Genomic DNA, 9,779 nt, shown 5'->3' with positions numbered 1-9,779 from the left:
AAGATCACGAGCAGCATGAAGACCTATAATGTCCAATGGTATGGTTGACGTAGTAATTAGCAGTTCATGCTTAAATGAAGGGGGAAGCGGCGAAGACAACACGTTCCTCTGCGTCGGCAGCGTGAGATGTGTATGAGCGACAGGTCCCGGAGGTGGACCGTGTGCGGGGTGGTCGCGACCTCGACGCAGGCACTGCCTTCGTCGTCGCTGTGGCTGGACTTCCGCCAGGACAGGGCGACTTCGACGCAGGCACTGCCGTCGCCGTCGCTGTAGCTGGACTTGAACCACGTCAGTTCACCGTTCACGGCTCATCCACCCATCAGTCGATGTCTGCATGAGCATTCCCTGACGGTGGGTCAGCATGCCGGATCGGCCTGGTGGGGTCCGAGGCGCTCACCAGGCCGATCGACGGCGGTGGCGCTGATCCCTAGGCCAGGCGACCGGCGGCCACGCCCGTGACGAAGGGCGCGAAGGCGGCGGGCGCTATGGCGAGACGCGGCCCGGCGGGAACCTTGGAGTCCCGGAGATGCACGGTGTTCGGCGTGGTCGCAACCTCGACGCAGTTGCTGCCCTGGTCATCGCTGTAGCTGGACTTCCGCCAGGACAACGCGACTTCGACGCAGGCGTTGCCCTCGCCGTCGCTGTAGCTGGACTTGAACCATGTCAGCTCATCGCTCAAAGCTCATCCACCAATCGCTCGATGAAACGCACCGACTCCTCAGCGTTGAGGGCCTGCATGCGGATCATTCCATAGCGCTGGGCCAGCATGCTGACCTCGTCTGGCTCCGAGCTGAACTGACTCAATGCTTGCCCCTCCACCAGGGTGTAGCGCTCGTGGTCCTGCATCTCCAGCAGAACCATCGGGCCGACCAGAGCTGGTGGAACGGTTCGAGCAAAAGGCAATACCTGAAGGGAGACATGGCGCAACCCGGCCACGTGCAGGAGGTGCTGGAGTTGCGCCTTGTGCACCTCGTCACCGCCTACCCGAGCCCGTAGCGCGGCTTCGTACAGGACGAAACTGCACGCTACGGGGGGAGTCTGCGTGAGCAGTGATGCGCGGTCCACTCGCGCTCTGACTTGCGCTTCGACAGTCTCGTCATCCTGCGGAGGGCTGCTGTTGCCGATCAGCGCTCGGGCGTATGCCTCGGTCTGCAACAGTCCGGGGATGAGCGTGGTCTCGTACGAGTTGAGCGCCACGGCGTTGCTCTCGTGGGCGAAGTAGTCACGGGATCGCTCGGGGAACTTCCGTTCCTTCTTCAGGTAGCCGAGGCCCGCGAGGAGCTTGCCTTCCGCGCCGCACATCTCGTCGGCGATCTCGGCGAGGCGGCGCGGGACCGGACGGCGGCCCTGTTCAATGGATTTGACGGTGTCCACGGAGTACCCCCCGGCCTCCGCGATGTCTTCCCTGCGTACCTGGGCGAAGTTGCGCCACAACAGGAACTGGTTGCCGAAGTACCGGTAAACAACGGGCAGTTGGGGGTCCCTGGCCATCGTGTCACCTCTCCCGTGGGTCGTACCCACTGTCAGTACCCACGTCGTCACTCCGCAGAGTATGGCCCGGCGCGGGAGCTTGGCAGCATGAAGAGGCAAACTTCCGCTCTTTCGTGGGCGGTGCAGTCCGGGGTATGCGGGGACGAGGCCAGGATGCGCTGGCGGCTGGGACGGGCGGTCGAGGTGCCCGTCGGGACGTTGTGGGAGGTCGTGCGGGTGTCGCGGCCGGTGGCCACGGGGGCCATCGAGCGCTTGCGGCACGACGGGGTGGCGCTGGGGCTGGCGCTGGAAGTTCCATCGAACGGGTCAGTCGAGTTCGTGGTCCCGTGCGGAACGGCGCAGAGCTGGCCGCCCGTTCCCGAGACGGGAACCGTGGTGGACGGCCTGATGCGTTGGCCCGCCGCGAAGGTGAGCGTGGCGAACGGGCAGCGGACGATGTGCGGGCGGCAGTGGCTCGTTTCCCCCGTCGTGGCGGACGCGCTGACGACGGACGGGGACGCGTTGTGCGAGGCGGTCGTCGCGTCGCTGGCGCACCTGGCGTTCGCGGAGCTGCCGGAGTTCGCGACGACGGTGCGCGGCCGTTCCGTCGAACTCCCGACGACGATCGCGGGCATCCGGGCCGCGCTGCCGGAGGACCGGCAGGCGGCGGTCGCGGCGGGGGGCGAGAACGCGCCCGCGCGTGACCTGTACGTGGTGCTCGGCCACTGGGCGACGCAAACAGGCCCGGCCCCCCGCGCGAACGCCGGTGCCCGGCCGCCGGGCGAGGCGGAGGGCGGGTCCGTTCGGCGGGGTCCCCACGGTGCCCGTTCGGGCATGCCGGTGGGGCGGTCTGCACGTACTGTTCCGGTATGGGCGAATCGCCGCGTTCGAGCACTGAGGTGCTGGATCCGCTGCTGGTCGAGGCGGTGCGGGAGACCGGGGCCTACGGCGGCGCCGTTCTCCTGCTGCCGCCGCCCGGCGGCGACGGCGACGGCGAGGCGCGGGTGCTGCGGCTGGCGGTGGTGACCGGCGTGCCGCCGTCGTTCGCCCGGCCCTGGCGGCGGGTCGGGATCGACATCGCGACGCCGCTGGCCGAGTCGGTGCGCGAGCGGCGGCTGATCTGGATGGGCGTCGGGGAGCTGGCCCGGCGCTACCCGCAGGCGGCGGTCGCGGTGCCGTATCCGTTCGCCCTCGCGGACGCGCCGCTGCTGACGGGCGACACGTGCTGGGGCGCCCTGGTGCTGCTGTGGTCGGGCGCGCACCCGCCCGAGCCGGCCGAGGAGGAGCTGGCGGCGATCGAGGCCGCGCGGCGGCGGCTGGCGGGCGCGCTGGCCGCGGCGGCGGAGGCGGGACGGCCGGTGGTGGCGGGCGACGAGCCACGGTTCGTCGCCCGGCCGCGCGGGCGGACGCCGGGGCCGGCGGAGGCGCTGGCGGCGGTCGATTTCGCGGAGCGGCTGGCGGCGGGGTGCTGCGCGCTGGTCCTGGACGGGCGGATCACGTTCGCCAACCGGGCGGCGGCCGAGCTGCTGGGGGCGGAGGTGTCCGGGCTGGTCGGCTCGTATGTCCGGGAGGCGCTGCCGTGGCTGAGCGCCGCCACGTACGAGGACCGGTACCGGGCGGCGGCGCTGAGCCAGGAGCCGACGTCGTTCACGGCGCGGCGCCCGCCGGACCGGTGGCTGCGGTTCGAGCTGTGGCCGGGGCCGGAGGGCATCAGCGTGCTGATCGTGGCGACCGAGCCTCCGGCCCGGGGCGAGGAGGACGTGTCGGTGCAGCCGGTGGGCGGCTCGGAGGAGGTGAGCACGCCGACGCTGACCGGCGCGTTGTCCCACCTGATGCAGCTCGCCGCGACCCTCAGCGAGGCCGCCGGGGTGGAGGCGGTGGTCGAGCTGGTCGCGAACCAGCTCATGCCGGCCTTCGGCGCGCAGGGGCTGGTGATGTTCATGTCCGAGGGCTCACGGCTGCACATCGTCGGGCACCGCGGCTACAGCGACGAGGCGATGGAACGGTTCGAGGGCGCGCCGCTCGGGACCCCGCCGACGCCCGCGACGAACGCGCTGACCAGCGGCGTTCCCCGTTTCTTCTCCACCCCGGAGGAGCTGGCGCGCGAGTACCCGGGCGTTCCGGCGATCGTGCGGAAGGCGGCGTGGGCGTACCTGCCGCTGGTCACCCTGGGCAAGCCGGTCGGGTGCTGCGTCCTGTCCTACGACGAGCCGCGCGACTTCCCCGACGACGAGCGCGCCGTTCTCACGTCCCTCGCCGGGCTGATCGCCCAGGCCCTCGAACGCGCCCGGCTCCACGACGCGACGCAGACGCTCGCGCGCCGCCTCCAGGACGGGCTGCTGCCGCGCAAACTGCCCGACATCCCCGGCCTGGCGGTCGCCGCCCGGTACCTGCCCGCGACGCGCGGCATGGAGATCGGCGGCGACTTCTACGACCTGATCCGGCTGGACGGCGGGCCGACCGTGGCGGCGACCATCGGGGACGTGCAGGGGCACAACGTGACCGCCGCCGCGTTGATGGGGCAGGTCAGGACGGCGGTGCACGCGGCGGCGGGCGCGCCGCCGGGGGACGTGCTGGCGCGGACGAACAAGCTGCTGACGGACCTGGACCCGGGGCTGTTCACCAGTTGTCTTTATATCGACATCGATCTGGGGCGGCAGCGGGCGCGGCTGGCGAACGCGGGGCACCCGCCGCCGTTGCTGCGGCACCCGGACGGGGAGGTCACGGTGCTGCGGATGGCGCCGGGGCCGCTGCTCGGGATCGTGCGACGGGCGGACTATCCGTCGATCGAGGTGCCGTTCCCGCCGGGGGCGGTGCTGGTGCTGTACACGGACGGGCTGGTGGAGACGCCCGGCATCGACCTGGACGTGGCGACGGACGAGCTGGCCGGGCATCTGGCGCGGTTCGGGTCGGCGGACCGTTCGACGGGGGACGTGGCGGACGAGTTGCTGCGGCACGCGCGGCAGACGGCGTCGCGGAGCGACGACATCGCGCTGCTGCTGCTCAGCCCGCAGGCGGGGTGACGGGTTCCGGCCCGGTCGCGCCCTGGGGGGTGTCGTAGGCGGTGCGGGCGGCCTGGACCTGATCCATGTGCTCCTCGGCCCAGGTCTTGATCGCGCGCATCAGCGGCATGAGGTCGGCGCCGAGCGGCGTCAGCGCGTACTCGACGCGGACCGGGACCTCCGGGATCACCGTGCGGGTGATCAGGCCGTCCCGCTCCAGGTTCCGCAGGGTCTGGGTGAGCATCTTCTGGCTGACGCTGGCGAGGCGGCGGGACAGCTCGCTGTAGCGCTGCGGGCCGTCCGCGAGGGCCGTGACGGCGAGGCTGACCCACTTGTCGGCGATCCGGTCGAGGAGCTGGCGGGTGGGGCACTGGGCGATGAACGCGTCATAGGCGGCGGCACGGACGGCCCGGCGCTGGGCGGCGGTCTGGGTCGGGGGCATGGGCGATCCCTTTCTCTCCGGGCAGCATGATACGCACCTTGGGGTGCCTACTTCCTTTTGGAGAGCAGCTCTTTTTAGGGTCGTGCTTGTTCGGTTGCTGGGATTTCGGTTCTTGGGATCTCGATTCTTCGATGCGGAAAGGTGAGTGGGGATCATGCGCGCAGTCGTCGTTCGTGGCTTCGGTGGGCCGGAGGTTCTGGAGACGGTCGAGGTGCCGGTGCCCGAGCCGGGGCCCGGTCAGGTCCGGATCCGCGTCGAGGCCGCCGCCGTCAACCCGGTCGATGTCGCGACGCGCAGCGGCTTCATGGTCGAGGCCGGGCTGATGGCGCCGCGCGAGGTGACCGGCATCGGCTGGGACGTCGCCGGGACGATCGATGCGGTGGGGCCCGGGGTGGACGGTCACGCGGCCGGGGACCGTGTGATCGGGCTGCGGGACCGGCTGGACCTGCCGCTCGGCACGTACGCGGAGTACGTGGTGCTGGACACCACCGCCGTGGCGCCCGCCCCGGCCGGGCTGACGGCGGTCGAGGCCGCGACGCTGCCGTTGAACGGGCTGACCGCGTGGCAGTCGCTCGACCACCTGCGGGGGCTCGGGGTGGACGCCGGGGACACGGTGCTTGTTATGTCTCTTATCCACACCTGACTCTTGCGACGATGAGGAATATGGTGACGTATTGTGTTGCTGCCTCTCCTATACCGACTGGTAGCGATCTTGGCTATCTTGACCAGGCCGCTCGGGCGTTGGCGTGCGGCAAGGGAGGAGAGGGTGTGTGGGAGAGATCATGGCAAGAGCAGGAGCGCGACGAGCGACGTCGTGGGCAGCGTCGGATGTGTATGGGAGCCCGCACCGGCCGTGTCCGGCCCGTGCGGGGCTGGGCGCGGCCGGTTCCGTTCTCCCGGTCTTGTCGGTCGGCGCGCGGGGTCAGTCGTTGCGGGGTCAGTCGTTGCGGGGCTTGGTGAACTCCTCGATCAGCACGGGGTATTGCTCTTTGCCGTGGCCGGCGGCGATCGCGCGGTCGGCCATCGCCTTGAACAGCTTGGGCAGTTCGGCGTTCACCCCGACCGCCTCGCTCTCCTCGATCAGGTGCTCCATCGCCCGGGCGTCCGTTTCCAGGGCGGAAACCTCGGCCGGGAAGGAGCCGTTGTCGATCTGCTCGGCGTACCCGGGGAGCCACGTGGCGACCCCGGTGGCGATCTGCTGTGCGAACGGCGCGTACGTCGCGGCGTCGACACCGGCCGTGCGGAGCATGGCGGTGCCCTGGAGCCACGCGTTGAGGACGCTCCACATCATGGCGAGCCCGGCCACGTCGTACAGCGACGCCAGCCCGTGGTCCTCCCCCAGGTAGGTGACGGTGCCGAGCGCGCCGAGTGCCGGCGCGTGGGTGTCGAAGTCCGTCCGGGGCCCGCTGTGGAGGATCACCGCCTCGGCGGTGCCGATGGCCGGCGGGATGGCCATGATGGCGCCGTCGAGATAGCGGGCGCCGCGCTGTTCCGCCCAGCGCGCGGCTTCCCTGGCCTGGGCCGAGCTGCCCGAGGTCAGGTTGACCAACGTCGTGCCGTTCAGGCTGACTTCGTTCGCGCCGAGCAGGTCGTACAGGGCCGCGTAGTCGGTGACGCAGACGATCGTCAGCGAGCCCGCCTTGATCGCGTCCCCGACCGTCGGCGCCAACCGCGCTCCCCGGGCCACCAGTTGGTCGGCCTTGGAGGGCGTACGGTTCCGCACCGTCGTGGGATGCCCGGCCTTCAGGAACGCACCGGCGAGTGCCTGGCCCATCAGGCCGAGTCCGATGACTGTCACGGGTGTTGCGGGGCTGTTGTCCATGGCAGCATCGTCAACGTTCATACCGGTATGAAGGTCAAGCGGGGGATCGCGATGCGGATCGGGGAACTGAGCCGGCGAACGGGCGTCCACACCCACCAGTTGCGGTACTACGAGGCCCAGGGCCTGCTGGAGGCGGACCGGGGCCCGAACGGTTACCGCGAGTACCGCGAGGACGCCGTGCTGCGGGTGAAGCAGATCCGACACCTGCTCGGCGCCGGTCTGTCCTCCGAGGACATCGCGTACCTGCTGCCCTGCGCGCTCGGAGAGGCACCGGAGCTGGTCGGCTGCCCGGAGCTGCTGACCGCGATGCGCTCCCGCCTCCGGCGCCTGGACGACCAGATCAACCAACTCACCCAGTCCCGCACGACCCTGGCCGCCTACATCGACGCGGCGGAGCGCACGGGCAGCGAAACCTACCCACCCTTCGACGGCGCCGACTTGGCCCCTGTTCCGGCCTGACCCGGAACGGTGCGTCGCGGCGGGGTCGGGGGTGGGGGCGGCTCTTTTACACATCTGACGCTGCCGACGAAGAGGATAGTGTAGATCTCGGTGGTCGGCGGATCATTAAAACGAACATGAGAAACGGCCTGCCGGAACGGTGCGTCGCGGCGGGGTCGGGGGTGGGGCGGGCGTGGCCGGTGGCCGAGGTCCGGACCCGTCACCGTTGCCGTTGCCGTTGCCGTGACCACGCCCGGGCGGCTACTCCGCCCAGACCCGGGCCCTCCACCGCGACCTGCGCGGGCCCCTCCCGTCAGGGGAGCGGACTTCGACCGGCAGGGACCTCAAAGATGAGTTCGAGACCGTCCTCGTCGTCCCACTGTTCGCCGACCTCCACGAAACCGAAGCCGGAAATCGTGGCCAAGGACGCCACGTTGTCCGGACTGATCGTCGCCCGTACGGTCGTGACCGCGGGCTCTGCGGCGGCCCGGCGCAGCAACTCGATCAGCATGGCCCGCGCGTACCCCTGGCGACGGAACTCAGGAGCGACCGAGTAGCCGATCTCGACCATGCCCACCTCATCGGGGGGCCCGTGGAAGCCGGCGTGCCCCACGACGAAGCCCTCGTCCCCGACTACCGCCTGCCGCGCCATCCACCGAGCGTGGTCGGGATCCGCGGCTATCTGACCGAGCCGGAACCTCCACAGCCACCGCGCCCTGTCGTTCACGAAGTACTCGGTCAGAGCCACCCCGGCCTTCCTGCCGGCCTCGGGCAGGTCCCCGTCGAGCAGAGCGGACATCACCTCGCCGGACAACTCGACGAAGCGCACACGCTTCGGGCTGACGGGGAGCGGCCTGTGGCGCCCTGCTTCGTCTGTCACTGCGCCGATGTTCGGGGAACGCCCGGAAGGCGTCCAGCGGATTTCGCCCAGTGGCTGGTCGCCCGCGACACAGGGCAGGCGTCTGGGCCGTGACCGGAGGCGGCCGGTTCCCGCTCCCGGGGCCGAGCACTCGCGCCGCTGAAGTGAGCCCCGCCCGTCAACCGGGCTCGGCGCGACGCGGCTCATGAGGCGATCGGGCGGCCGGACAGGGAGGCGAGTTCGGCGAAGAAGGCGCGGTAGAGGGGTTCGTCGGCGGTCGGGATCTCCACGGTCGCGAGCAGATGCCGGGAACTCGTCGTACTGGCGTAGAGCGGTTCGTCGAGCTGCTCGACGTGGCCGAAGTGCAGCCGGGTCACGCCACCTTCCCGCGCCTCGGCGCGTACCTTCACCCAACTCAACGGCGTGCGGTAGGAGCCGATGACCCCGGAACGCCGGAACAGCTCGAACACCCCGTGGTCAACGCGCAGTTGCACGCCGTCGCGCTCGAAGACCTTCGACATCACCTCAGACCACCCGCCGACCGACAAGCGCGGCCACACCCGTGAAGTACTCCCGGAACAACACCTCATCACCGGGCGGCACCCGAACCACCGGCGAGGTGTTGTACCGAAACACGGACCGATCCGTCCCATAGAGCGCGGCCTCGGGATCCCGCACGACACCGAAGAACAACTGGCCAGGCTTGTCGGGCTTCTTGTAGTACGCCAGCACACCGAGCCAACGCAGGGGAACCCGAAACCCGCCTTCCCCCCCACTGGCCAGATCGAACAGCTCAAACACCCCCCGATCAGCCCGCAGATGCAAGTCCCCATACTCGAACACCAACGGCTCCATACCCAAAAGCTACGCCGTTCCCAAAACAACCATCCCCGCGCGTGCGGGGAGCACCTCGCCGCGACCATCCACGCCAAGGCGGTTCCGGGACCACCCCCGCGCGTGCGGGGAGCACTGGGTGCGCCAGGCGTCGTCCTGTGCGCGGCGGGGACCATCCCCGCGCCTGCGGGGAGCACCGCTCTCCGGGGTGAGTGGTGATGCTACGCGCGGGACCATCCCCGCGCGTGCGGGGAGCACTGTCCGGCCTCCGCCGCGATCAGGGTCAGCGAGGGACCATCCCCGCGTGCGGGGAGCACGCCCTCCCCGAGATCGCCCTCATCGATCGGGAGGGACCATCCCCGCGCGTGCGGGGAGCACTTGTCGGGCAGCCGGAACGCCGCCTCCACGCCGGGACCATCCCCGCGCGTGCGGGGAGCACCCTCGATCTCCGGCAGAGTCACGAGGGTGACCGGGGACCATCCCCGCGCGTGCGGGGAGCACGGCACCTGGCTGCGGATGCTGAGGGTCAGTCCGGGACCATCCCCGCGCGTGCGGGGAGCACGGTCCACCTCTTTCTTTCTCGTTCGTCGAGTTGGGACCATCCCCGCGCGTGCGGGGAGCACCCCAGGCGGTTCTCCTACCTGAGCAGCACGTGAGGACCATCCCCGCGCGTGCGGGGAGCACCTCCTGAACCGGGCCGCCTCAACTCCGGTGCCGGGACCATCCCCGCGCGTGCGGGGAGCACTGGAGGGCGTCACGGTGATCCCGGCCAAGCGGCGGACCATCCCCGCGCGTGCGGGGAGCACGCGCGCACAGGAGCCCACCGCCCCCGGTGGAAGGGACCATCCCCGCGCGTGCGGGGAGCACCTCGCGGTCGTGCACGGCCGGACGGTGAAGGTGGGACCATCCCCG

At 70.6% G+C, this 9,779-nt stretch carries 12 protein-coding genes and 1 CRISPR repeat array (1 of these 13 cut by a window edge); of the genes, 4 read left to right on the top strand and 8 right to left on the bottom strand.

What is annotated here, in order from left to right; genetic code table 11:
• Nucleotides 1-56: 56 nt before the first annotated feature.
• The 3 genes from BN2279_RS27860 to BN2279_RS17125 form a co-directional block, all read right to left on the bottom strand.
• Entirely contained in the window at nucleotides 57-305 is a 249-nt protein-coding gene (locus BN2279_RS27860; protein ID WP_079032233.1) for a DUF397 domain-containing protein, read from the bottom strand.
• Nucleotides 306-427: 122 nt separating this feature from the next.
• Nucleotides 428-679, bottom strand: a complete 252-nt coding sequence (locus BN2279_RS17130) for a DUF397 domain-containing protein (protein ID WP_059010510.1) — start codon at nucleotides 677-679, stop codon at nucleotides 428-430.
• Entirely contained in the window at nucleotides 676-1,491 is an 816-nt protein-coding gene (locus BN2279_RS17125; RefSeq protein ID WP_059010508.1) for a helix-turn-helix domain-containing protein, read from the bottom strand. The genes BN2279_RS17130 and BN2279_RS17125 overlap by 4 nt, the downstream gene beginning before the upstream one ends.
• 87 nt (nucleotides 1,492-1,578) lie before the next feature.
• Here BN2279_RS17125 and BN2279_RS30710 point away from each other — a divergent pair, with 87 nt between their 5' ends.
• Together BN2279_RS30710 and BN2279_RS17120 are read left to right on the top strand one after the other, a co-directional pair.
• Entirely contained in the window at nucleotides 1,579-2,496 is a 918-nt protein-coding gene (locus BN2279_RS30710) for a hypothetical protein (protein ID WP_234347968.1), read from the top strand.
• Nucleotides 2,397-4,493, top strand: a complete 2,097-nt coding sequence (locus BN2279_RS17120; protein ID WP_234347999.1) for a SpoIIE family protein phosphatase — start codon at nucleotides 2,397-2,399, stop codon at nucleotides 4,491-4,493. The genes BN2279_RS30710 and BN2279_RS17120 overlap by 100 nt, the downstream gene beginning before the upstream one ends.
• Here the strand turns inward: BN2279_RS17120 and BN2279_RS17115 are convergent.
• The gene (locus tag BN2279_RS17115; protein ID WP_059010504.1) at nucleotides 4,474-4,914 is read right to left on the bottom strand and encodes a winged helix-turn-helix transcriptional regulator; all 441 of its coding nucleotides are present in this window, start codon (nucleotides 4,912-4,914) and stop codon (nucleotides 4,474-4,476) included. The two genes, BN2279_RS17120 and BN2279_RS17115, sit on opposite strands and share 20 nt — an antisense overlap.
• A gap of 154 nt (nucleotides 4,915-5,068) precedes the next feature.
• Here BN2279_RS17115 and BN2279_RS17110 point away from each other — a divergent pair, with 154 nt between their 5' ends.
• Nucleotides 5,069-5,557 carry an alcohol dehydrogenase catalytic domain-containing protein gene (locus tag BN2279_RS17110; protein WP_079032277.1) on the top strand — a complete coding sequence of 163 codons (489 nt, stop codon included), beginning with the start codon at nucleotides 5,069-5,071 and terminating at the stop codon, nucleotides 5,555-5,557.
• Between the two features lie 294 nt (nucleotides 5,558-5,851).
• Here the strand turns inward: BN2279_RS17110 and BN2279_RS17105 are convergent, their stop codons facing one another.
• Nucleotides 5,852-6,736, bottom strand: coding sequence for an NAD(P)-dependent oxidoreductase (locus tag BN2279_RS17105; protein ID WP_059010502.1), 885 nt, complete (start codon nucleotides 6,734-6,736; stop codon nucleotides 5,852-5,854).
• A gap of 51 nt (nucleotides 6,737-6,787) precedes the next feature.
• Between BN2279_RS17105 and BN2279_RS17100 the strand changes: the two genes are divergently transcribed.
• Nucleotides 6,788-7,195: a MerR family transcriptional regulator gene (locus tag BN2279_RS17100; RefSeq protein WP_059010936.1), complete on the top strand. Its 408-nt coding sequence runs from the start codon at nucleotides 6,788-6,790 to the stop codon at nucleotides 7,193-7,195.
• A gap of 292 nt (nucleotides 7,196-7,487) precedes the next feature.
• On the opposite strand, the gene BN2279_RS17095 is transcribed toward BN2279_RS17100, so the two are convergent.
• The 3 genes from BN2279_RS17095 to BN2279_RS17085 form a co-directional block, all read right to left on the bottom strand.
• Complete coding sequence (locus tag BN2279_RS17095) at nucleotides 7,488-8,003, bottom strand: GNAT family N-acetyltransferase (protein ID WP_059010500.1); 516 nt, start codon at nucleotides 8,001-8,003, stop codon at nucleotides 7,488-7,490.
• A gap of 233 nt (nucleotides 8,004-8,236) precedes the next feature.
• Nucleotides 8,237-8,554: a hypothetical protein gene (locus BN2279_RS17090; protein ID WP_159037246.1), complete on the bottom strand. Its 318-nt coding sequence runs from the start codon at nucleotides 8,552-8,554 to the stop codon at nucleotides 8,237-8,239.
• 4 nt (nucleotides 8,555-8,558) lie between these two features.
• On the bottom strand, nucleotides 8,559-8,888 hold the full coding sequence (locus BN2279_RS17085; protein ID WP_059010494.1) for a hypothetical protein: 330 nt from the start codon (nucleotides 8,886-8,888) through the stop codon (nucleotides 8,559-8,561).
• Nucleotides 8,889-9,215: 327 nt separating this feature from the next.
• A CRISPR array of direct repeats spans nucleotides 9,216-9,779; the repeat unit is 29 nt; unit sequence GGGACCATCCCCGCGCGTGCGGGGAGCAC (it continues 77 nt past the right edge of the window).

The organism is Streptomyces specialis (assembly GCF_001493375.1).
In the GTDB taxonomy this organism is placed as follows: domain Bacteria; phylum Actinomycetota; class Actinomycetes; order Streptomycetales; family Streptomycetaceae; genus Streptomyces; species Streptomyces specialis.
This window is presented reverse-complemented; position numbering and strand designations above follow the sequence as displayed.

Coding starts and splice junctions, on each gene's coding strand:
- BN2279_RS17125 (WP_059010508.1), bottom strand. CDS start 1,491: ATGGCCAGGGACCCCCAACTGCCCGTTGTTTACCGGTACTTCGGCAAC.
- BN2279_RS17110 (WP_079032277.1), top strand. CDS start 5,069: ATGCGCGCAGTCGTCGTTCGTGGCTTCGGTGGGCCGGAGGTTCTGGAG.
- BN2279_RS17090 (WP_159037246.1), bottom strand. CDS start 8,554: ATGTCGAAGGTCTTCGAGCGCGACGGCGTGCAACTGCGCGTTGACCAC.
- BN2279_RS17100 (WP_059010936.1), top strand. CDS start 6,788: ATGCGGATCGGGGAACTGAGCCGGCGAACGGGCGTCCACACCCACCAG.
- BN2279_RS17105 (WP_059010502.1), bottom strand. CDS start 6,736: ATGGACAACAGCCCCGCAACACCCGTGACAGTCATCGGACTCGGCCTG.
- BN2279_RS17115 (WP_059010504.1), bottom strand. CDS start 4,914: ATGCCCCCGACCCAGACCGCCGCCCAGCGCCGGGCCGTCCGTGCCGCC.
- BN2279_RS17085 (WP_059010494.1), bottom strand. CDS start 8,888: ATGGAGCCGTTGGTGTTCGAGTATGGGGACTTGCATCTGCGGGCTGAT.
- BN2279_RS30710 (WP_234347968.1), top strand. CDS start 1,579: ATGAAGAGGCAAACTTCCGCTCTTTCGTGGGCGGTGCAGTCCGGGGTA.